This window comes from Kribbella amoyensis, assembly GCF_007828865.1.
Classification (GTDB): domain Bacteria; phylum Actinomycetota; class Actinomycetes; order Propionibacteriales; family Kribbellaceae; genus Kribbella; species Kribbella amoyensis.
On record NZ_VIVK01000004.1, the window covers coordinates 149011 to 170261 of the forward strand.

Below are 21251 nucleotides of genomic sequence, written 5' to 3' on the forward strand. Positions count from 1 at the left end.
GACAGGAACCGACACCGCAGCAAGAGGTCTGGACGAGGGTCTGGAGGAACCGATGAGCACAGCGGCTCTGGCAACAGAAACACCGGCGACGATCCAGGTGGCGCCGCCGCCTCAGGTCGTGCCGCGTCGCCGCCGGCGCATCGAGGGCACCACCACCGAGCGGATGCCGGTGCGCGCCTGCTCCGGCGACGAGCTCGGCCGGCACGTCCAAGCGAGGTCCGCGGCCGACCGGCACCGTCCCGCGGTCCGGCCCGAGGCCGAGGTCGAGCCGCCGGCGTTGCGGCTGACCCGCCGGGGACGCGCGGTGCTGACCGTGCTGTCGGTGCTGATCTTCGGGTCGGCCGTCGCAGTCCTGGGGCTGCGGGTCGCCGGGGTGCTCGAGCCCGAGCCGCAGTTCACCCGGACGGTGCAGGTCGAGGTCGGCGCCGGCCAGACGCTGTGGCAGATCGCCCAGGAGACCAATCCGACCGACAACCCCGCCACCGTCGTCGAGCAGATCGCGACCCTGAACAACCTCTCCACCCCGTCCGATCTCACCCCGGGCCAGACCCTCGAGATCCCGGTCCGCTGAGTCTGCTCAGCCGTGCGGCGACTCCCGGCGGTCCACAGGCCGCTCAGTGATCGGCGGCGCAGAGACAGCCGAGAGCGCGGCGTTCGGCAGGCGTGGGATCAGCCGAGAGGACGGCGGCCTGCGGTGCAGAGGTACTGGTAGAACCAGGCTCGGAAGCGCGGGTCCAGCAGGAGTTCGCCGGCGTCCTCCATCCGCGTGGGGACGGTTCGGGCCCAGGTTCGGTCATCACCCGGATAACGCCGCCCGGCAGGCGGCCCCGAGCCAGGCGCCCCGACCCCACGCGCTTTCCAGTTCGCCCGGACTCAGGTGCTTCCGTTCGCCCAGGCGATCAGCTCGTACCGGGTGGTGAGGTCGAGTTTGCGGCGGATGTGTTCGAGGTGGGACTCGACGGTTCGCCGGGAGATGCTCAGCGCCTGCGCGATCTGCTCGTTGCTCTGCCCCTGCGCGGTCAGGTCGGCGACCTCACGTTCCCGGCGTGTCAGCGGGCGGTCGGCCGGGGTCGGCCGGGCCAGCGCGTCGGCCATCAGGTCGTCGGCGGCCGACGTCGCCCCGTCGCGCATCAGCCGATCCGCGGCCCGCTCACCGACCGACGCTCGCGCCTTCTCCACCAACGTCTCGCAGAACGTCGTCACCACACCCGGCATGCGCCCACCACGCCGGCTCATCGCCTCGGCGGCACCGGCCAGCCGAAGCGTTGCGGGGATCCGCTCCTCGGCCGAGGCGAGGCTCGCGCCCGCCCAGAGCCACTCGGGATCCTCGACCAGTCCGTCGGAGGTACGGAGGTCCTCGACCACCACTTCCAGCTGGGCCCGGTGCAGTCCGATGTCGCCGGTTACGGCCGCGGCGAAAGCGAGTCCCAGCCGCGCGGTCACCCCGAGCGCCACACTTCGGCACGACCGACTCGCCCGCAGCGCCTCCGCGTAGTACTCCTTGCCGCCGTCGAAGTCACCGTCCTCGTACTTGGCCAAGCCCAGCACCGTGAGCGTGGAACCACGGCCACGGTGATCGTCGTGCCGACGGAAGAGAGCGAGTCCCTCACGGCAGCGGGCGACCGCCTTCGTGGTGTCTCCGGTCGTGCTCTCCACCAACGCGAGATTGCGCAGCCCGCGGGCCCGTTCGAGGTCGTCCCCGAACTCCTCGAACAACGCCAGGCTCCGCTCGTACGCGTCCCGCGCCGCGCCGTAGTCGCGCTGCCGCCAGGCCAAGCGGCCGAGACAGGCGAGCGCGACGGCCCGGAGGCGCTGGTCGTCGGTCCCACGGCCCAGGCATTCCTCCAGCCGGGCCCGCGCACCGTTGATCCGGCCGCGCTGTTCCCAGAAGTAGGCGAGGGCCGTACACAGCCGCAGGTCGAGGTCGTTCGGCCGGGTCCGCGCCCAGTTCGCGGCGGCCAGCAGGTTGGCGGACTCGCGCTCCAGCCGGATCAGGTGGCCGGACCGATCCGGACCGCGGAGCCCGGCACTGCGGGTCCGCGCGACGTCCAGGAAGTGCGCGACGTGCTGGTCCCGGGTCGCCGTCTCCGTGATCTCGTCGGCGGCGAGCACCGATTCGCCGTACTGGCGTACCGGCTGGAGCAGGCGGTACCGCATCCCGCCGCACGGTTCGCGGTCGGCCACGACGAGAGAGTGGTCGATCAACGTACTCAGCGCCGGCAACAGGTCGTCACCGAGTTGTGTGACCGCCTCGGCCGCGGCGAGGTCGAACCCGCCGGCGAACACGGACAGCCGCCCGTACAACTGCTGTGCCACCGGCGGCAGCATCCGGAAACTCCAGTCCAGCGCGGACGTCATCGCGGCCGGATCGTTCGACGGCCCGGCCGCGGTCAGCAGATCGTCGAGTCGGCGCAGGATCTCGGTGAGCGACAGCACCCCGCTCCAGGTCGCGATCAGCTCGATCGCAAGCGGCAGCCCGTCCAGCCGGCGGCAGATCAACCGGACGTCGTCCTCGGCGAGCCCGGCACCCGCACCGATCAGGCCGGCCCGGTCCACGAACAACTGTGACGCCGACTCGATCGCCAACGACGGCAGCCGGAAGAGCTGTTCACCGGGGACGCCGAGCGGGGCCCGGCTGGTCGCGAGGATCCGGACCCCGGGGCACTCGGACAGGATCCGCGCCGCCAACTCGGAGACCGCGCCGAGAACGTGCTCGCAGTTGTCCAGTACGAGCAGGAGCTCCTGGTTGCCCAAGGTACTGACGAAGGTGTCCTCCAAAGCATCCGCGTCTCCCAGGGCCGCGGCGACAGCACCGACGACGCCGCGTCCCTCGGAAACCTCGCCCAGCAACGCGGTCCGAGCCTCACCAGGGTCCGGGTGGTCGGCCAGTTCGAGCGCGAGCCGGGTCTTGCCGGCGCCCGGGGGACCGGTGATGGTGACGAGCCGGTTGTCCTGGAGCAGTCCCTCGACCTCGGAGAGTTCGCCCTCGCGTCCGTAGAACCGGGTCAGGCCCAGCACCCCCGGGCGTACTCCCGGTGCGGTCAGGATCTCGGGCTCGGCCGCAGTAGATGCCAACGGCAACGGACTGGAAGCCGCGGCGTGAGGCGGTGGGGAAGTCCAGTGGAGCGTCGGCCCTGGGGGCGGTTCGCGGGTGGCCACCAGGAGCTCCCGCTGGAGGTCCTGGAGCTCGGCGGAAGGGCTGGCGCCGAGGGTTTCGCTGAGTTGGTTGCGCAGTACCTCGTAGTGGTTCAGCGCCTCGGCCGGGCGGCCGAGGCGCTTCAACGCGGTCAGCAGGCGGAGCCAGAGGGTCTCGCGGAGCGGATAAAGCTCGACGAGAGCCTGGAGCTCGCTGACTCGGGCGGCCGGATCTTCCACGTCGAGATCGGCGCGCTGTTCGTAGGCGGTGAGGTACCGCTCGACCAGATCGGGCCGGATCCGCTCGTCGAGCCGCTCGGCCACCGCGTCCCCCAGCGGCTCGCCCCGCCACAGCAGCAGCGCCGAGTCGAGCAGGTCGCGACGGACCCGGCCCTCTGCCTGAGCGGCCCGATCGAGGTGGGCGAGGAAGTCGAGCGCGTCCACCCAGGCCGGGCCACCGAGACGGTAGCCGTTCACGTCGGTCTGGATCAGATCATTGCCCAGAGCCCGGCGCAGGCGGCCGACGTACGTCTGCAGGGTGCCGCGGATCCGGTACGGCGGATCGTCGCCCCACAGGCCTCGGGCCAGCGAGTCGAAGGTGACGGTGCGGCCCGCGGACAACGCCAGCAGGGCCAACAGGGTCCTGACCTTCCGGCCGGGAAGAGCGACAGGTCGCCCGTCCAGCGTGACTTCGAAAGGCCCGAGCATACGGATCTCCGGACCGGCCATCGCACCCCCCGGAGCGAGATCGGTTGTCGTTGCGCCTCAGTGTAGGGACCGTTCGGTTCACCGCCGGTCGGGCCGAGGGCTACCTGACCGTCTCGAGCCAGAGATCCGCGTACTTCCTGCCGTCGACCGCCGTGGCCACGTCGACGACGGTCGGGGCCGCGCCGTACGGGTCACTGGACAGGTCCGCGGACCAGTCGCGGGTGTCGACGATCGTGCGGCCGCGCGACCACGAGCCGGCCAGCTCGACCCGCAGCGGGTACCGCTTGGTGGTGAGCCCGGCCGGATCGATCACCGCGCACACGGCCCCGCCGTCGCCGATCGTGGCGCCGTCCCGCCGGTACAGCTCGCTGCGTCGTTCGATCAGGCGCCGGGCGAGCTCCGCCGACGGCGACCCGGCCAGCTCGCGGACCTCATCCAGCGTCACCACGACGTCGTAGAACACGTCCAGGCCGTACATCGTCATGCCGATGCCGAGGTCGCCGGCCGCGGCGAGCACGATCGCGGCCGCCTCCGGGTCGGTCCAGATGTTGAACTCTGCCGACGCGGTCGCGTTGCCGATCCCGGCCGCGCCGCCCATGAAGACGATCTCGCTGATCCCGGCAGCGGCCTCGGGGTACGTCCGCAGCAGCAGCGCGATGTTCGTCATCGGCGCCAGCGGGATCAGCGCGACCTTCTCGCCGGTCCGGGCCGCGGTGGTCAACGTGTCGCGGAGCAGCTCGACCGCGTGCCGCTCGTCCGGACGGCGGGCCGACTTGGGCCAGTCGAGGTCGCCGAGTCCGTCGACCCCGTGGACGTGCGGTGCAGGGCGTACCGGCTGGAGCAGGGGGAGTGCGGCGCCCCGGGCGACCGGTACGTCCGCTCGGCCGGCCGCGTCCAGCACGGTGACGGTGTTGACGACCACCTCGTCCAGGCCGACGTTGCCGCCGACGCACGTCACCGCCCTGAGGTCGAGCGCGGGATGGCGGGCGGCGAGCAGCAGGGCGCAGGCGTCGTCGAGCCCGGTGTCGACGTCGAGGATGACCGGCTTCATGGCGTCATCCTGTCCCATCGGCGGATCCATCGGCCGTTGGCGGTCAGTTCATCACTCGATCTGGTGCCGTTCGCGTCAGTTTCCTACGGTCGGTGCCCATGAAGCCGACTCCCCGCCGCCCTCGGGCCGTCCTCGCCGCCCTCGCGACCGGTGCCACCGTGACCGCCCTGATCACCCCGACCATCGCCGAAGCCGCCGACGCCCGAGCGACCGGCCAGGCCACCTCCCGAACCTCGAACCAGCTCTCGAACCAGCTCTCGAACCAGCTCTCGAACCGAGCCGCTGACCAGGTCGCGACGCAGGCCGCCGACCCGGCGCCGACGGTCGACGAGAAGTTCGACGGTACGGCGCTGCCGGCCGGCTGGACCCCGGTCGAGGGGACCTGGAAGGTGCAGAACGGCCGCCTGGTCGGGACCTCGTCCTCGGCGAGCCAGCAGAGCCGGATCACCTTCGGCTCGCACCTGACCGACTTCCGGATCGAGAGCAAGCTGCGCTTCGACTCCGCCGTCGACGCCGCCCGCTGGGTCGCGTTCGGCCTCGACCTGGCCCCGAGCGGCGCGGTCCCGTGGTCCATCGCGACGCTGCGGAACGGCTCGACCGCGGCCAACGGGCTCGAGTTCGCCCAGCGCACCGCGGCGAACACCTGGAATGTCACCGACACCGCTGCCGCCCCCGTCCAGGTAGGTGTCGGCAAGCAGGTCGAGCTCGCCGTCGAGGTCCGCGGTACCCGCGCCACCTGGTACGTCGAGGGCCGCGAGGCGCTTCGGACCACGATGGTCGAGCGCAGTACGACGGGCGGGCAGGCGTTGATCGTCAACGGCGCGACCGTGTCGTTCGACGACCTCAGGGTGACGCCGCTGGCCAAGGAATCGTTCATCCGCAAGGCCGGTGAGCCGTTGCGGGTCTGGGCGCACCGGGGTGGCTCCAGCGCCGCGCCGGAGAACACGGCGGCCTCCGACGAGGTGGCTCGCCGGGCCCGGGCGGAGTGGATCGAGAACGACGTCCAGCCGACCAAGGACGGCGTCCCGGTGATCCTGCACGACACCACCGTGGACCGGACCACCGACGGTACCGGCGCGGTCCGCAATCTCACCCTCGCCCAGGTCGCCACGCTCGACGCGGGATCGTGGTTCGCCCCGGCGTACACCGGCCAGCGGGTCCCGACGCTCGCGCAGCAGCTCGACGGCCTGAGGACGCGCGGCGGCAACCTGCTGCTCGAGGTGAAGGGCGCGCACACGCAGGACTCGGTCGCCCGGATCGTCCAGGAGATCCGGGACCGCGGTATGGCCAGCCGCGTCTTCGTCCAGAGCTTCGAGCCGCAGCACCTGCGCTGGATGCGCGAGCTGGCCCCGGAACTCCCGCTCGGCCTGCTCCGCAGCACGCTCGACGCGGACCCGGTCGCGATCGCCAAGGACCTCGGCCTGTCCGCGTACAACCCGTCGGACGGCGCGTTCCAGACCCGGCCGGGCATCGTCGCCGACCTGCACGCGGCCGGCGTCGCGGTGAACGTGTGGACCGTCGACGACGCGGGCCGCTGGAACGGGCTGGAGAAGGCCGGCGTGGACGGCGTCATCACCAACCGGCCGGCCGAGCTGTACGGCTGGAACACCGCGTTCCTGCAGCGCACCAAGCCGCGGGCCACCGTGCTCAGCCCGGCCGCGGACCAGCGGATCGACCGGGCCCAGCAGACCAAGGTCGCCGTCAGCAACAACTCGGCCGAGCCGTTGACCGTCACCCTGGACGGCGCGCCGATCGCCAACGGCACGACCCTGGACACGGCAGCCCTCGCCGCCGGTGAGCACGTGATCCGGGCCGAGGTGGCCGGCGCGACCACCGAGTCCCGATTCCGGATCGTCGCCACGCCGACCGGCCTGGCCGACCTGGTCCTCACCTCCGGCGCGTCCGCGTCGACCGTCTCGACCCTGACCACGCTGCTCGGCCAGCGGCAGTACGCCGTCCTCGCGACGTACGCGAACACGCCGGGAGCGAAGGGGCTGACCGCGGAGCGCCGGGACCGGATCGTCGCCGAGGCGCGTGCTCTCGCCACCCAGTAACACACCGCCGTTCCGACCAGGCCGGGTCCCCCAGGGGGCCCGGCCTCGTCGTTGCATGGCACGATGCGGAACGACGCGCCGATCGGCCGAACCCACCTCCAGCCTGCCCACCGCGAAGCCCTGCCCAGGGTGTCCGCGCAGCGGCTCGGAACGGCGTTCGCGGGGGCCGTAGTTTGCGCCTCGAAAGGGTCGTCCCGGCGGCGCCACGCGGGACTACACGAGGCTGCGCGAGTGTTGGAACAAGGAGACGCGCGCGGGATCCGGGCGTTCTTGCAAACTGTCGGAGCAGCGACGTAGCATCCCTAGATGTAGTGGTTACACGGGTGTAATTTTCCACAGGTAGTGGTCAGTTACTCACAAGTCATACACAAGTTGTCCCCAGGCTGATCCACAGGTTGCCCCGCGGCGACCCTCGGGAGGAGTGATTCTTCGTGCACTGTCCGTACTGCCGGCACAGTGACTCCCGCGTCGTCGACAGCCGGGTCGCCGAGGACGGCGGAGCGATCCGCCGCCGTCGCCAGTGCCCGGTCTGCGAGAAGCGCTTCACCACCGTCGAGCAGATGCAGCTGACGGTCGTGAAGCGGTCCGGAGCGACCGAGCCGTTCAGCCGGGAGAAGGTCGTCAACGGCGTCGGCAAGGCCTGCAAGGGCCGGCCGGTGGACGTGGACGCGCTGGCCCGGCTGGGCCAGAAGGTGGAGGACGCGCTGAAGGCGAGCGGTTCGCCGGAGGTCCCCGCGCACGAGGTCGGCCTGGCCATCCTCGGTCCGCTGCGGGAGCTGGACGAGGTCGCGTACCTGCGCTTCGCCAGCGTGTACCGGCAGTTCGAGTCCGCCGACGACTTCGAGACGGAGATCGCGTTGCTCCGGGCCGAGAAGGAGCCCGAGGGGACCGAGCCCGCCGCCTCGATCCAGACATCAACGGGGAAGTAGTTCCACCGCATCACCTGCGACACCAACGGGGCGGTCCCGACAGACCGCGGCAGGACAGACAGACAGGGCGAGGAGCAACCATGACAGAGACGGTGACCGGCCACTCGGGGTCGACCAAGAGGTCGGCGGCCGGGTTCCGCGGGCGGAAGAACAGCGCGCCCACGGGACTCACCATCGAGCGCATCTTCACGACCGACGGCATGCACCCCTACGACGAGGTGACCTGGGAGCGTCGTGACGTCGTGCAGCAGAACTGGAAGACCGGTGAGACGGTCTTCGAGCAGCGCGGGGTGGAGTTCCCCGACTACTGGAGTGTGAACGCCTCCACCATCGTCACCACCAAGTACTTCCGCGGTGCCGTCGGTCACGACAACCGGGAGTGGAGCCTCAAGCAGCTGCTCGACCGGGTCGTGAAGACCTACCGCAAGGCCGGCGAGGAGCACGGGTACTTCGCCTCCCCGGCCGACGCCGAGGTGTTCGAGCACGAGCTCACCTGGATGCTGCTGCACCAGTACTTCAGCTTCAACTCGCCGGTCTGGTTCAACGTCGGGACGTCCTCGCCGCAGCAGGTGTCGGCCTGCTTCATCCTCGCCGTCGACGACTCGATGGACTCGATCCTGAACTGGTACAAGGAGGAGGGCCTGATCTTCAAGGGCGGCTCCGGTGCCGGTCTGAACCTGTCCCGGATCCGGTCGTCCAAGGAGCTGCTGCAGTCCTCCGGCGGCACCGCCTCCGGCCCGGTCAGTTTCATGCGCGGTGCGGACGCCTCGGCCGGCACGATCAAGTCCGGCGGCGCCACCCGGCGGGCGGCCAAGATGGTCGTGCTGGACGTGGACCACCCCGACATCGAGGAGTTCGTCGAGACCAAGATGCGCGAGGAGGACAAGATCCGCGTCCTCCGCGACGCCGGGTACGACATGGACCTCGGCGGCCGCGACATCACCTCGGTGCAGTACCAGAACGCCAACAACTCGGTCCGGGTCACCGACGAGTTCATGCGCGCGGTCGAGGAGAAGGGCGAGTTCGGCCTGCGGGCCCGGATCGACAACTCGATCATCGAGACCGTCGACGCCCGCGAGCTGTTCGACAAGATCAGCCACGCTGCCTGGGCCTGCGCCGACCCGGGGATCCAGTACGACGACACCATCAACGACTGGCACACCACCCCGGAGACGGGCCGGATCACCGCGTCCAACCCGTGCTCGGAGTACATGCACCTGGACAACTCGTCCTGCAACCTGGCCTCGCTGAACCTGCTGAAGTTCCTGACGGACGACGACAGCTTCGACTCGGCGAACTTCGTCAAGGCCGTCGAGCTGATCATCACCGCGATGGACATCTCGATCTGCTTCGCCGACTTCCCGACCGAGGCGATCGGCGACACCACCCGCGCGTACCGGCAGCTCGGCATCGGGTACGCCAACCTCGGCGCCCTGCTGATGGCGACCGGGCACGCGTACGACTCCGACGGTGGTCGCGCACTGGCGGGCGCTATCACCTCGCTGATGACGGGGACGTCGTACAAGCGCTCCGCCGAGCTGGCCGGCGTCGTCGGCGCGTACGACGGCTTCGAGCGGAACAAGGACGCGCACACCCGGGTGATGCGCAAGCACGCCGCGGCCAACGACGCGATCCGCACGATGCACGCGATCGACAAGGACGTCCAGAAGCACGCCACCGCGGCGTGGGAGGGCGTCCTGAAGATCGGCGCCAAGAACGGCTGGCGCAACGCGCAGGCCTCGGTGCTCGCGCCGACCGGCACGATCGGCTTCATGATGGACTGCGACACCACCGGGATCGAGCCGGACTTCTCGCTGGTCAAGTTCAAGAAGCTGGTCGGCGGCGGCTCGATGCAGATCGTCAACCAGACGGTCCCGCGGGCGCTGCGGCAGTACAACTACACCGAGGAGACGATCGAGGCGATCGTCGAGTACATCTCCGAGCACGGCCACGTGGTCGACGCCCCGGGCCTCAAGCCGGAGCACTACGAGATCTTCGACACCGCGATGGGCGAGCGGGCGATCAAGCCGATGGGCCACGTCCGGATGATGGCGGCCGCGCAGCCGTTCCTGTCCGGTGCCATCTCCAAGACGGTCAACCTGCCGGAGAGCGCGACGGTCGAGGAGATCGCCGACGTCTACTTCCAGGGCTGGAAGCTCGGCCTGAAGGCGCTGGCCGTCTACCGCGACAACTGCAAGGTGGGCCAGCCGCTGGCCGACGCGAAGGCGAAGAAGGCGGCCGTCGCCGCCGAGGCCGAGGTCGCCGAGAAGATCGTCGAGAAGGTGATCGAGTACCGGCCGACCCGCAAGCGCCTGCCGAAGTCGCGGCCGTCGCGGACCACGTCGTTCAGCGTCGGTGGCGCCGAGGGGTACATGACCGCCGGGTCCTACCCGGACGACGGTCTCGGCGAGGTCTTCCTGAAGATGGGCAAGCAGGGCTCGACCCTGGCCGGCGTGATGGACGCGTTCTCGATCGCGATCTCGATCGCCCTCCAGCACGGCGTGCCGCTGGAGACCTACGTGCAGAAGTTCACCAACCTGAAGTTCGAGCCGGCCGGTCTGACCGACGACCCGGACGTCCGGATGGCGCAGTCGATCATGGACTACATCTTCCGCCGGCTCGCGCTGGACTACCTGCCGTTCGACGAGCGCGCGGCGCTGGGCATCTACTCCGCCGAGGAGCGGTCCCGGCAGCTCGACACCGGGTCGTACGAGGCGCCGGCGGAGATCTCCGAGGCCGAGTCGCTGAAGTCGGTCGAGCCGGCCGCGGACAAGGCCGCCGAGAACGACCCGTCGGTGGATGCCGCGACCGCCAAGCCGGTCGACACCTCCGAGGTCCGGACCACGGCCGAGATGTTCGAGCTGATCACCGGTACCTCGGTGGACGCGCCGCTCTGCTTCACCTGCGGCACGAAGATGCGCCCGAGCGGTTCCTGCTACGTCTGCGAAGGCTGCGGCAGCACCTCCGGCTGCAGCTGATCCACCCGGTGAGGCTCGCCTTCGGCGGGCCTCACCGGCCACGACTTCCCCGACCAGACCGGATGCTGGGGATCCGATCCACTGAAAGTACTGCGGCCCTCGGTGAGCTCACCCGGGGGCCGCGGTGCGTTCAGCGCGAGGACTGGTTCGTGTAGGTCATCGAGACCAGCCCCGCGTCGGAGGTGACCGATCCGCGGTCGACGCTTCGGCCGCTCACCACCAGGACGACGGAGAGCTCGCCGGCGCCCTTGGTCTTGTTCAGCGTGATCCGGTAGATGCCGCGCGAGTCCTTGGCCTGCAGGGTCGACGAGCCGCAGCCCGCTCTGCTCTCCCGCCCGACCTTCGCCTTCCAGCAGACGCCGTCCGAGGCGGTGATCCGGACGGTCGCCTGCGACTGTGCCGTCGTCGTCTTTGCGGTCGCCTTGCCATTCGCCTTGCCATTCGCCTTTCCAGTGGTCGGCTTGGTGCTCGGGCGGCCGCCGGTCGAGGTCGTGGGTTCGCAGCCGAGGAGCAGGAGGGCGAGCAGGGCAGCGGCTCCGGCGAGGGTCAGGCGGCGGATGCTCATGGGGGCTGTCCGGTCGATCGGGGTCCTGGTCAGCCGGTCTTCAGGGCGAAGCGGGGCTGCACGCTGGTCGGCTTGAGGTCGTCGCGGACCACGGCCTCGATCCCGGCGAGCCCGATCTTGTCCCGGGCCGCGGCGGTCCGGGCGGCCTTGGTTCGCGTCGCTCCCAGCTGGGCTTCGAGCTGTTTGGCCAGCGCTGCCAGCTCGTCGCGCGCGTGACGGGAGAACGCGCGGTGCTTGGACGTGACCACGACCAGCTGGACGGCCACCGCCGCACTGGAACACCCCTGGCACCCGGCGTTGACGGCCAGCGCTCGGTTCTGCGCGCTCAGCTTCACCCCTGGCCGCGTCACGATGACCTGGATGGACACGCTGGTCGCACCGCAACCACTGCAACTCGACCACGCGTTCGCGGTGTTGTCGGCCGTACCCTTGCGCGCCTTGTTGACGTAGATCACCTGGACCGCGGTCGCCTTTCCCTTGCAGCCGTCGCAGGTGGCCGAGGCCGTGGCGACCGCGTCCGCCTGGACACGTTTGCCGCGCGCTCGGTCGAACGAGGCCGTCCGGTCGGTGTCCGAACTGCCCGCCGCGGTCGGGTTGGCGGACGCGACCAGGTCGAAGTCCTGTCCTTTCCGGGAGGTGAGCAGGCCGCCTCCGGCCGCACTCGCGAGCAGGGATGCGATCAGCAGGGTCGCTTCGAGTCGCCGGTGGATGGTCATGTGCTCCTCTTCCAGGGATCCGTGGGTACGAGCTTCGGGACGGACAGGTCAGCGGCCGGGCCAGCGTTCGGCGGCGAATCCGCCGGCCACCGTCTCGGCCAGTTCGAGGTACGCGTCCCGGGTGGCGGGACGCAGGTCGGCGAGGTCGGTCGCCGCGCCGCTCTCCAACGCCGGGTCCCACGGGATGCGGACGGTCCCGGCGCAACGCGAGGCGAAGTGCTTCTCGATCTCGTCCAGCTGGAGCCAGCGCTGCCGGCCCCGGGTCGTGTTGATCACCGCGACCGCGGACGCGACCAGGTCGGCGTGGCCGTGCTGGTCCAGCCAGTCCAGCGTCCCGGCGGCGACCCGGGCGCCGTCGAGCGCGGGCGGCATCACCACGACGATCTGGTCCGCCTCACGCAGGATGCCCTGGACCGCGCTGTCGAGGATCCCGGTGCCGGTGTCGATCAGGATCAGGTTGTAGTGCTGGGTGAGCAGGTCGATCGCGGCCCGGTAGTCCCGGTCGCCGAGGGCCTGGCTGATGGAGGGATCGTCGTCCGACGCGATCACCTCGAGCCGGGTCGGAGCCTGCGAGGTGTACGCGCGCAGGTCGGCGTACTTGGTGATCAGTTCGCGTTCCCCGAGGAGGGTGGTCACCGTGGCCGGCGTCTGTCTGCGGACACGGTAGACGAGGGACCCCGCGTCCGGATTCGCGTCCAGGGCGACCACCCGGTCCCCTCGGTGGACGGCCAGCGTGTGGCCGAGCATCAACGTGGTGGTGGTCTTACCGGCGCCGCCCTTGCGGCTCAGGGTGACCACCCGGCGAGGGCCTTGCAACGGCGTCCGGACTCGCTCGATCCGTTCCTGTTCACGGCGTTCGGCCGCGCTCGGTCCGACGTTGACGCGTCCGCTCGTCGCGACGTACAGGCCATGCCGCCATCCCTGCCGGGGCGCCGTCGTCCGGCGGCGGAGCATCCGCTCCTCGGTGAACGCGGCCGCACCTGGTTCCTCGACGGAGGTGGCCGGGGGCGGTGCGGTCGCGGTCATCCCGGACTCGATGCCGTTGATCCGCTTCGGGTTGTACGCGGTGCTCATCGGTTCCTCCCCGGCCGGTGGAGTTGCGGTCACGGTGTTACGCCTGGCGCGTACTGCGCGGAGTACCTGGAGCACCGCTCGCCCCAGGACGAGACTCAGGCCGACGACGGGGAGCGTGATCGCCAGCAGGGACAGGACCGAGAGGATCGCCGCGCCCATCTCTCCGGCCGAGGCGAGTGCTCGCGTACTGGCCAGCAACGCATCCGCGCGATCCCAGAAGCCGGCCAGGTACTTGGGGGCGTTCCACATCAACACGCCCAGCCCGATCACCAACGCGGGCACGGTGACCAGCACCCACGCCGTCACGATCACCCGGGGTCGTAGCCGGAACTGGGCGACGCGGGGATCCTTGGCCGGGCCGGGAAGCAGGCTCCGCATGATCGGGCGAACGTGGCCGAACAGGTTCGGTACACCGGCCAGGTCGCCGAGGATGTAGTACCCGTCGAAGCGGACGACCGGCAGCAACTGCTGGACGATCTCCAGGTGGGACAGGGCGATGACCGCGAGCAGTGGTGCCCAACCACTCCACAGGTACGCCGCGGCGGCAACCACGATGAAGACCGCGTTGAAATAGACACCACCCAGATCGGTACGCAGCCGGCCCGCCCGGTCGAGCCGGTACGCGTTGGTGACGTTGGTGTAGAAGGCGGGGATCCACAGATAGATGCCGACCCCGATCTGCCCTGGCCGCGCACCCCCGTAGCTACACCCGGCCGCGTGACCGAACTCGTGGAACAGCGTCGCCGCCAGCAGCAGAAGCAGGACCGCGATGACTCCGGTCGGGTCGATGAGCGCGGCGAACACGTCGGCCGGCGCGAGCGTGGTCACCACCCACACGTCGAACGCGATGACGGCAGCGACGATCGCGAGGATCACCGGCCGGTGGAACAGCGGAGCGAGCAACCGGCCGATCAGGCGGACCGCGGTCGTCGGCAGCAGGACGCCGCGAACACTCAACGCCAGCAGGGGATCCGCTCGACGCTGACCGACGGGAGCGCCGTTCCACAACGCGACCAGGCCGGACGGCCCGAGCTTGTCGTGGATGAGGCGGACCAGGTCGTCGGGAACCAGCCGCTGCCCGTACGCCCGGCTCACCCGGTCGGCGAGCAGGTCGGTCGAGGCGTGGCCGTCGGCGTGTTCGACGATCAGGTAGAGCAGCTTGGTGAGCAGCACCATCTGCCGGTCCGCCCGCTCGACCAGGAAGCGTTCGTCCCGGAACCCGGATCCCTCGTACCGGCCGAGCAGCCTCACCCCGGGCGCACGACTCGGCCGAGGACCGCCGGTCTGCGGTCCCCGGGTACTGCGCTCGACCCACTCGTCGGTCGTCATCGAGCCGGTTCCCGAATGGTGCGCGGAGCAGATACCTCCCGGTTGGTGCGCGGAGCACGTACCTCCCGACCGGGGCCGTGGGCACAATCCGGCCGACCGGTGCGGGAGGCAGCACGCGCCCCCCGCACGTGCGGTGGGCGGCCGCCGCTAGTGCTGGAAGCCAGCCACATGCTGCAGAGCCGCCGCGGCCGCGGTCGAGCCGATCGTTCCGGCGTTCACCGCGATGGCGAGATTGACGGCGGTGATGTTGGCGATGTTCACCAGCGCGAGCGCCTCCCGTGTGGGCAGCAACTCGACGGACTGGCCGGCGACCTCCGACGTGGAGATCGTGCCAGGACTCGTCATCGAGACCCCTCCTCTGTGTCGGTCGTGGGCGGTCGTGCCCGTACACGACCGCCCACCCCCCGGATCCGATCGCTAGTGCTGCTTGACCACGATCGTCTGGACGGCCGCGGCCTTGGCCACGGACCAGTACGACGCCGCGTTCAGCGCGACCGCCGTGTTGGACGCGTAGACGTTCGCCCAGTTGAAGGAACCCAGCGCTTCCCGCTCGGGAAGAACCTGGACCTCTTCCAGGTCGAGCTCTACCTTCGACAGCTTCTCGTTCATGAGTCACCCCCTCCGACTGTTTCGGTGCTCAGAGCCCAGTGGAGTCCGGCCCGCATGCTCACGCCGTTGCCGTCGCGTTCTTTCGGCGTTGTTTCAGCGTTGTCCGGGCGTTGTCATCGCGTTGTCTCGGCGTTGTCTGGGTGTGGGTCGGTCGGTGGGTGGGGAGCGGGTCGGTCGACGTAACCCGGGGTCGTCGGAGATCGTTGGCTCAACGTGGGACTTCCAGGTGGCCGGGCTGCAGCCGGCAGTGCGGTAGCGCGCCAGGAGTCCGGCGGATCGCGGGGGAGTGCAGCATGACCGATCAGACACCGGAGGAGACCGGGCCGGACGCTGCGGCGGCACTCGTCGTGAGGGTCTGGCGGGAGAGCTCGGACCCGACCGGCCTGAGAGCACGCGTCACCAGCCGTCCCGATCTGGGGGCCGAGGGCGAGACGACCCGAGTGGTGACATCAGCCGAGGCGGTGTACCGGGAAGTGCGCGAGTGGCTGGAGGAGTTCGTCGAGCGCACGACGCGCTGATCACCGGTGGACGGCGCGGCGTGGGGACCCACGGAGCGAGCGCGCGACGCGAGGGCCCACGGCATGTCAGGGTTGACATCGCGCGGCCGGTGACCAATCGTGATTGTTCAAGTGGCCTTGGTGTTTCTGTGGGTCACGCGGTAGTGAGGCAATGTGTGGCAACACAGCCGGGGGGCTGCGCGCGCACCGATTCGGGCCGGCACCTCGTCAAGGGGGAGGCCGACCAGTGCGCACACTCTCGGGGTGCGATCTGCGACTACACCTGCTCGGTGACTGGTTGCTCGTCGCCGGTCCCGGAGCTCCCGAGGAGGTGGAGCTCCCCGCCGGTCCGAAACACCTCATCGCTCTGCTCGCGTTGAACGGTCGCTGCGCCCGCACCCAAGCCGCGGCGACGCTCTGGCCCGACTGCCCGGACGAGGTGGCCGCCGCTCGGCTTCGTGCTGTTCTCTGGCGACTGCGGCACCGGCACGCCGGCGTACCGCCTCTGCTCGAGATCGGCGACGCGTCCCTCGCGTTGACCGACGACGTGGCCGTGGACGTGCATCGGTTCGAGGCGAGCGCGGAGCTGCTGATCCACGACCCGGGCGAGCGCGAGGTACCGGACGACGAGGCCGCGGCCGCGGTACTGGACTCGTCGGAACTGCTGCCGGGGTGGTACGACGACTGGGTCCTGGCAGCGCGCGAACGCCTGCGGTACTTGCGATTGAGCGCCCTGGACGCGTTGGCCGATCGACGCCGGACGCAACGACGTTCCCACGAGGCGTTGCAGGCTGCCCGGGCCGCGATCAGCGTCGAACCGTTGCACGAGAGCGCGCACCGCACGATCGTCCGGACCCACCTGGAGAACGGCGACATCGTCGAAGCCGTCCAGCACTACGAGAAGTTCCGCGCGATGCTCGAACGCGAACTCGGGTTCCCACCGAGTGAACTCTTCCGGGAACTGGTCCACCCGTACCTGGCCGGCGTCACCGCCCGCCGCATCGCCCGCACCCGCTGATCGGTACTGAAGCGCTTGTTTCATCTGGGTTGGGTCAGGTGACCCGTTCGTGGTGAACGGCGCCCCGCTGCTCGGTGGGCAGCGGGCCGCCTTACCATCACGACGACTCCAGCGCCGGAAAAGTTGCGCCGACCGTGGTCCGAGGCGTTCTGTCGAAGGAGGAACCGGGGAGGGGACCACCATGAGCGACACGATCACACCCGCCTTCGACGAGGCGCGCGCGGAGGCTTTCGCCGAACGGATGGGCGCCTTGCTCAACGACGGCATGCTGTCCCTGCTGATGAGCATCGGTCACCAGGTCCGGCTGTACGACGTGCTGGCCGAGTTGCCGCCGTCGACCAGCGAGGAGATCGCGGCTGCCGCCGAGTTGCAGGAGCGCTACGTCCGCGAGTGGCTCGGCGCGATGGCGACCGCCCGGATCGTCGAGTACGACCCGGGCGCGCGGACGTTCCGATTGCCGCCGGAGCACGCCGCGTTTCTGACCAGAGCGGCGGGGCCGGACAACCTCGCCAAGGCGATGCAGTTCGTCCCGTTGATGGCCGGCGTGGAGTCCCCGCTCGTCGACTGCTTCCGAGACGGCGGCGGCGTGCCGTACTCGGAGTACACCGAGTTCCACCGGTTGATGGCCGAGGACAGCGGTGCGGTCTTCGACGCGCTGTTGCTCGACGTGACCCTGCCACTGGTCCCGGGCCTGCCGGATCGCCTGGCCGACGGGATCGAGGTCGCGGACATCGGGTGTGGGAGTGGGCACGCGATCAACCTGATCGCCGGGGCGTATCCGCGCAGTCGCTGTACCGGATTCGACTTCTCCGACGACGGGATCGGGGCGGCTCGGGCAGAAGCGGGGCGGCTCGGGCTGACCAATGCGGAGTTCGAAGTCCGCGACGTGGCGGAGTTGGGGGAGCGGGAACGGTTCGACCTGGTCACGGCGTTCGATGCGATCCACGATCAGGCGCATCCGGGGACGGTGCTGGCCGAGATCGCCGCCTCGTTGCGCCCGGGCGGAGTCTTCCTGATGGTGGACATCGACGCGTCCAGCAAACTCGAGGAGAACCTCGACCACCCGTTCGCCACGTTCCTCTACAGCGTCTCCACCCTGCACTGCATGACCGTGTCGCTCGCGCTCGGCGGGGAAGGACTTGGCACGGTGTGGGGTCGCCAGCAGGCGACCGAAATGCTCGCCGCGGCCGGCTTCGGTTCGGTCAAGGTCGAGACGATCGAGGCGGACCCGTTCAACGCGTACTACATCGCGCACAAGGCCTGAGGTCGTTCAGCGCAAGAGACCGCGTGACCTCTTGACCTCGGTGGGTGGTCGCTGGAAGGTGGCGAGGAAAGCGCTCTATCTCCTGGTCGCCCAGAGAAGCTACTCATGCGTTTGAGCCACGCGGCCCTTGGTTGGGGCCACAGCGCAGACCGTGCTCGCCAGGATCGGCTCTCTCTGCCGGGGCCGGTTCTGGCACCTTCGTCTCGTCGCCCGAGCTGTCCAGCGCCCCTTTTCCTGTGGCCCGTCTTCTAATGGCCCGTCCTGTCGGAGTCAGCCTCCTCCGGGCCGGTGCCATCGAGGGCTGTGAGCGCGTCCGACTCGTCCTGGCTCAGCTCGAAGTCGAAGACCGCCAGATTCTCCTGAAGCCGTTGCGGATTCGACGACTTCGGAATCGGGACCACGTCCAGTTGAAGCTCCCACCGCAGCACTACCTGAGCCGGCGTTCGGCCGTGCCGCTCGGCGATCTCGACCACCTTGGGGTGCTGGAGCAGTTCGCGGCCGCGCCCGATCGGGCTCCACGCCTCGGTGACGATCCCGTGCTCCGCGTGGAACTCGCGGCTCTCCTGCTTGGCCCAGAACGGGCTGAGCTGGATCTGGTTCACCTCCGGCGCGACCCCGGTCTCGTCGACGAGCCTGCGCAGATGCGACGGCTTGAAGTTCGACGTCCCGATCGCGCGAACCATGCCCGCCTCCCGGAGCGCGATCAACCCGCGCCAGGCCTCGACGTACTGGCCGTGCTCGGGATTCGGCCAGTGGATCAACAGCAGGTCGAGGTACTCCAGTCCCAGCTTCTCCGCGCTCTCCTCGAACGCGGCCCGCGCACCGTCGACGCTGTGCCGGTGCCGATTGAACTTCGACGTCACGAACAACTCCTCGCGCGGCGCACCCTGCAACCCACGCCCGACCCCGACCTCGTTGCGGTAAGCCTCGGCGGTGTCGATCAACCGGTACCCCAGTCCGATCGCCTCGTGGACGGCGCGTTCGGCGTCCGCGTCGTTCATCGGCGACGTGCCCAGCCCGATTCGCGGCATCGCCGAACCGTGACTGAGTGTGATCGTCGGTCCTTGGCTCATCCGGCATCTCCTCGGGTGGTCGCGTCAGCGGGTGCTCCGGCCACCGTAGTCGTCCCGGACGCCCCGGCGGATTGTCGGCGGCGTGGGTCATCATGAGGTCGGGCCCAGAAGCTGGTCTGGGGCGGCGCTGGAGGGGTGGGCGATGAGGAATCGGCTGATCACGCTGGTGGACCTGGGGTTGGACAGCTCTTTCGACGCGTCGATGACGTTCGTCCAGAGCATCGTGGGCAACGTCAACGCCGGCTGGAACAACCCGGTCATCGACGTGAACTTCGTCCGCAGCCGTGACCACGAGACTGCCTTCTCCGCGCTCACCACCCCGTCCACCGTGCTGCACGTGATGGCGCACGGTGACCACAGCGAGGCGCCCTCCTTCCTCTCCACCGACGGCGAGACCCAGGTGTCCCTCGGAGCGCTCGCCGACTGGTTCGTCGATCGTCAGTACGGCATCGCCAGCGGCGTGGTCATCGCCGACGGCTGCAAGACCGGTATCGGCAAGTGGCAACGCGCCATCCGGGACTGCCTCCAGGACGACATCACCTACATCGGCACCAGCACCGTCATCGGCTGGTACGAAGCCACCGTCTTCTGCTCGGCCTTCTACGGCGCCCTGATCCGCAACCGCGGCCTCGGCAAGAGCCCTGCCGAGCAAGGCTGGGACGCCGCCGACCGCGCGATCCGCGCCTACGAAACACTCACCGACGCCCGTTGCCCCTACAAACCCGTCCTGCTCACTCCCTCCCGCCGAGCCCTCCGCTCCCTCGCCGGCTGACGCACACTCGACACGCGTAGCGGTCGCTACGGTCGGTACCGCGTGTGAAACTTTCTGTGGCTCATCCACCGTCCCGAGGAGCCAGCGGGGAGTCATTCCAGGCCGTCCGCCCGGCCTGTAGCCGCCTGAAAGAAAGCCCGCGATGAAGCTGGACAAAAGCTCCTTGCTCCTTTCCGCCGGGGTCGTCGCATTCCTGTACCTCCTCGGTCTGGTCCTCCACCTCCCTGGCTGGGTAGCGGTCCTCGTCTCCGTGATCGGCCTCGGCACGGCCGCGATCGTGATCCGTGAGCCGGTGCCGAAGCCGGCGCCCCTGGCACCGGTGGCCACGACCCCCTCCACACCACGCGCCCCCGAACCGGACCCGGTCTTCAACCTCCCGCCGACCCGAACCATCGCGGACGTCCGCCTGCCGTCCGTCTCACCGGACTTCCAGTTCAGCTTCTCCGCGATCGTGCACTGGTCGGCGGTGTTGTCCGGCTCCCGGCACGCGGATCTGGGCAGCGTCGCTGTCGACGCCCTGCTCCGCCGAGCCAAGGCCCTCACGACAGCCCAGCAACCGACCGAGGAATCGCTGAACCAGCATCGCCTGGCAGCCCTACTCGGCGAACCAAGCCTCGACGACCGCGGCCAGGTCCGTACCTGGGCCACCGAAGTCCGTCTCCGTCTCCCTGACGCGGACAGCAAACACCTCCAGATCCTCGCCGCACTTCACCGTCGCGAACAGACCGCTCTCCTCGAGCGCCGGATGGAACGAGACCACCGCGACTACCTGAAGGACGACGTCCTGGCCACCCCCGGCTCAGCAGCCGTCTGGTGGCTTGTCAACAACCCAGGCCAGGTCGAGAAGGCCACCGACCTCCTCGGCACCCTCGCCGAACTCTCAGCCGCCGCCAACCCCGACGACTCCACCACCGAAGAACCACCTCGGGCCGAACTCCCACCGACCCCGGACAAGTCCACCGCCGAACTGGCCGCCGCCCTCACCCCGTCCGAAGAAGAAAGAACTTCGAAACACAACGGCGAGTACCGCGAGCAGTTCTTCCAGGACTGAAGCGGTACGGCCGCCGCTGAGGGGACAGGGGAGTGCGGCGGCCGTACCGCGGATCAGGGGTTGAGCCATCGGATGGTGGTCGCGCCGTTGTGGCCGTGGACGGCCAGGAGGGCGTCCAGGCCGTCTTGCCAGACCGTGGTGGTGGGATGCCGGCCTTTCCAGCGGAGGGCGACCGTCCCGTCGGACCACTCGACTCCTTCTGCGACGATCCCGGTGCCGCTGATGCCGGAGACGTCGATGTGCCGAACCAGCTGGAAGCAGCGGGGCGCTGACCGCCCTGCCACCATCAGGTGACGCCGGCGGGGGAGGGCCACGGGTCTTTCGCAGGTGTTGTTCATGTCCGTCAGTCAACGCCGCGGAGACTGACCTCACCATGACCTCACCCTGTATCCACAGGGAACTGAAGAGGACCCCAGCCGGTCACCGAA

At 69.6% G+C, this 21251-nt stretch carries 18 protein-coding genes; 9 read left to right on the forward strand and 9 right to left on the reverse strand.

Annotation, left to right across the window (positions count from 1 at the left end; all coding sequences use genetic code 11):
• Positions 1-52 precede the first annotated feature (52 nt).
• Positions 53-571 carry a LysM peptidoglycan-binding domain-containing protein gene (locus FB561_RS37295; protein ID WP_145814822.1) on the forward strand — a complete coding sequence of 173 codons (519 nt, stop codon included), beginning with the start codon at positions 53-55 and terminating at the stop codon, positions 569-571.
• 302 nt (positions 572-873) lie between these two features.
• Here the strand turns inward: FB561_RS37295 and FB561_RS37300 are convergent, their stop codons facing one another.
• Positions 874-3843 carry an AfsR/SARP family transcriptional regulator gene (locus tag FB561_RS37300; protein WP_170284966.1) on the reverse strand — a complete coding sequence of 990 codons (2970 nt, stop codon included), beginning with the start codon at positions 3841-3843 and terminating at the stop codon, positions 874-876.
• 100 nt (positions 3844-3943) lie between these two features.
• Positions 3944-4894 carry a nucleoside hydrolase gene (locus FB561_RS37305; protein ID WP_145814824.1) on the reverse strand — a complete coding sequence of 317 codons (951 nt, stop codon included), beginning with the start codon at positions 4892-4894 and terminating at the stop codon, positions 3944-3946.
• A gap of 98 nt (positions 4895-4992) precedes the next feature.
• Between FB561_RS37305 and FB561_RS37310 the strand changes: the two genes are divergently transcribed.
• The 3 genes from FB561_RS37310 to FB561_RS37320 all read left to right on the forward strand — a co-directional run bounded on the left by FB561_RS37310 (position 4993) and on the right by FB561_RS37320 (position 10855).
• Positions 4993-6948, forward strand: coding sequence for a glycerophosphodiester phosphodiesterase (locus tag FB561_RS37310; protein WP_145814825.1), 1956 nt, complete (start codon positions 4993-4995; stop codon positions 6946-6948).
• 431 nt (positions 6949-7379) lie between these two features.
• The gene (nrdR, locus tag FB561_RS37315; protein WP_145814826.1) at positions 7380-7877 is read left to right on the forward strand and encodes a transcriptional regulator NrdR; all 498 of its coding nucleotides are present in this window, start codon (positions 7380-7382) and stop codon (positions 7875-7877) included.
• An 80-nt stretch (positions 7878-7957) separates the two neighbouring features.
• Entirely contained in the window at positions 7958-10855 is a 2898-nt protein-coding gene (locus FB561_RS37320; protein ID WP_145814827.1) for a vitamin B12-dependent ribonucleotide reductase, read from the forward strand.
• A gap of 130 nt (positions 10856-10985) precedes the next feature.
• Here FB561_RS37320 and FB561_RS37325 read toward each other — a convergent pair whose 3' ends face one another.
• The 5 genes from FB561_RS37325 to FB561_RS37345 form a co-directional block, all read right to left on the reverse strand.
• Positions 10986-11420 (reverse strand): hypothetical protein, encoded by a 435-nt coding sequence (locus FB561_RS37325; protein ID WP_145814828.1) that lies wholly within the window; start codon positions 11418-11420, stop codon positions 10986-10988.
• 29 nt (positions 11421-11449) lie between these two features.
• On the reverse strand, positions 11450-12136 hold the full coding sequence (locus FB561_RS37330; protein WP_145814829.1) for a hypothetical protein: 687 nt from the start codon (positions 12134-12136) through the stop codon (positions 11450-11452).
• Positions 12137-12184: 48 nt separating this feature from the next.
• Positions 12185-14539, reverse strand: coding sequence for a MinD/ParA family ATP-binding protein (locus FB561_RS37335; protein WP_145814830.1), 2355 nt, complete (start codon positions 14537-14539; stop codon positions 12185-12187).
• 147 nt (positions 14540-14686) lie between these two features.
• Entirely contained in the window at positions 14687-14884 is a 198-nt protein-coding gene (locus FB561_RS37340; RefSeq protein WP_145814831.1) for a hypothetical protein, read from the reverse strand.
• A 72-nt stretch (positions 14885-14956) separates the two neighbouring features.
• Complete coding sequence (locus FB561_RS37345; protein ID WP_145814832.1) at positions 14957-15148, reverse strand: hypothetical protein; 192 nt, start codon at positions 15146-15148, stop codon at positions 14957-14959.
• A gap of 293 nt (positions 15149-15441) precedes the next feature.
• Between FB561_RS37345 and FB561_RS37350 the strand changes: the two genes are divergently transcribed.
• The 3 genes from FB561_RS37350 to FB561_RS37360 all read left to right on the forward strand — a co-directional run bounded on the left by FB561_RS37350 (position 15442) and on the right by FB561_RS37360 (position 17927).
• Positions 15442-15666 carry a hypothetical protein gene (locus FB561_RS37350; RefSeq protein WP_145814833.1) on the forward strand — a complete coding sequence of 75 codons (225 nt, stop codon included), beginning with the start codon at positions 15442-15444 and terminating at the stop codon, positions 15664-15666.
• A gap of 226 nt (positions 15667-15892) precedes the next feature.
• Complete coding sequence (locus FB561_RS37355) at positions 15893-16663, forward strand: AfsR/SARP family transcriptional regulator (RefSeq protein ID WP_170284967.1); 771 nt, start codon at positions 15893-15895, stop codon at positions 16661-16663.
• Between the two features lie 181 nt (positions 16664-16844).
• The gene (locus tag FB561_RS37360) at positions 16845-17927 is read left to right on the forward strand and encodes a class I SAM-dependent methyltransferase (RefSeq protein WP_145814835.1); all 1083 of its coding nucleotides are present in this window, start codon (positions 16845-16847) and stop codon (positions 17925-17927) included.
• A 248-nt stretch (positions 17928-18175) separates the two neighbouring features.
• On the opposite strand, the gene FB561_RS37365 is transcribed toward FB561_RS37360, so the two are convergent.
• On the reverse strand, positions 18176-19000 hold the full coding sequence (locus FB561_RS37365; protein WP_145814836.1) for an aldo/keto reductase: 825 nt from the start codon (positions 18998-19000) through the stop codon (positions 18176-18178).
• Between the two features lie 142 nt (positions 19001-19142).
• On the opposite strand from FB561_RS37365, the gene FB561_RS37370 reads away from it, so the two are divergent.
• Together FB561_RS37370 and FB561_RS37375 are read left to right on the forward strand one after the other, a co-directional pair.
• Entirely contained in the window at positions 19143-19772 is a 630-nt protein-coding gene (locus FB561_RS37370) for a hypothetical protein (protein ID WP_145814837.1), read from the forward strand.
• A 142-nt stretch (positions 19773-19914) separates the two neighbouring features.
• Positions 19915-20823 carry a hypothetical protein gene (locus FB561_RS37375; protein ID WP_202881035.1) on the forward strand — a complete coding sequence of 303 codons (909 nt, stop codon included), beginning with the start codon at positions 19915-19917 and terminating at the stop codon, positions 20821-20823.
• 53 nt (positions 20824-20876) lie between these two features.
• Here the strand turns inward: FB561_RS37375 and FB561_RS37380 are convergent, their stop codons facing one another.
• A complete protein-coding gene (locus tag FB561_RS37380; RefSeq protein ID WP_202881036.1) occupies positions 20877-21161 on the reverse strand; it encodes a hypothetical protein in 285 nt (94 codons plus the stop codon).
• Between the last annotated feature and the right edge of the window lie 90 nt (positions 21162-21251).

Bases quoted from the DNA above. Each gene is read 5' to 3' on its own strand.
- FB561_RS37370 (WP_145814837.1), top strand. From the start codon at position 19,143: ATGAGGAATCGGCTGATCACGCTGGTGGACCTGGGGTTGGACAGCTCT.
- FB561_RS37295 (WP_145814822.1), top strand. From the start codon at position 53: ATGAGCACAGCGGCTCTGGCAACAGAAACACCGGCGACGATCCAGGTG.
- FB561_RS37335 (WP_145814830.1), bottom strand. From the start codon at position 14,539: ATGACGACCGACGAGTGGGTCGAGCGCAGTACCCGGGGACCGCAGACC.
- FB561_RS37325 (WP_145814828.1), bottom strand. From the start codon at position 11,420: ATGAGCATCCGCCGCCTGACCCTCGCCGGAGCCGCTGCCCTGCTCGCC.
- FB561_RS37360 (WP_145814835.1), top strand. From the start codon at position 16,845: ATGAGCGACACGATCACACCCGCCTTCGACGAGGCGCGCGCGGAGGCT.
- FB561_RS37345 (WP_145814832.1), bottom strand. From the start codon at position 15,148: ATGAACGAGAAGCTGTCGAAGGTAGAGCTCGACCTGGAAGAGGTCCAG.
- FB561_RS37310 (WP_145814825.1), top strand. From the start codon at position 4,993: ATGAAGCCGACTCCCCGCCGCCCTCGGGCCGTCCTCGCCGCCCTCGCG.
- FB561_RS37365 (WP_145814836.1), bottom strand. From the start codon at position 19,000: ATGAGCCAAGGACCGACGATCACACTCAGTCACGGTTCGGCGATGCCG.
- FB561_RS37330 (WP_145814829.1), bottom strand. From the start codon at position 12,136: ATGACCATCCACCGGCGACTCGAAGCGACCCTGCTGATCGCATCCCTG.
- FB561_RS37375 (WP_202881035.1), top strand. From the start codon at position 19,915: ATGAAGCTGGACAAAAGCTCCTTGCTCCTTTCCGCCGGGGTCGTCGCA.
- FB561_RS37380 (WP_202881036.1), bottom strand. From the start codon at position 21,161: ATGAACAACACCTGCGAAAGACCCGTGGCCCTCCCCCGCCGGCGTCAC.
- FB561_RS37350 (WP_145814833.1), top strand. From the start codon at position 15,442: ATGACCGATCAGACACCGGAGGAGACCGGGCCGGACGCTGCGGCGGCA.
- FB561_RS37305 (WP_145814824.1), bottom strand. From the start codon at position 4,894: ATGAAGCCGGTCATCCTCGACGTCGACACCGGGCTCGACGACGCCTGC.
- FB561_RS37340 (WP_145814831.1), bottom strand. From the start codon at position 14,884: ATGACGAGTCCTGGCACGATCTCCACGTCGGAGGTCGCCGGCCAGTCC.
- FB561_RS37320 (WP_145814827.1), top strand. From the start codon at position 7,958: ATGACAGAGACGGTGACCGGCCACTCGGGGTCGACCAAGAGGTCGGCG.
- FB561_RS37300 (WP_170284966.1), bottom strand. From the start codon at position 3,843: ATGCTCGGGCCTTTCGAAGTCACGCTGGACGGGCGACCTGTCGCTCTT.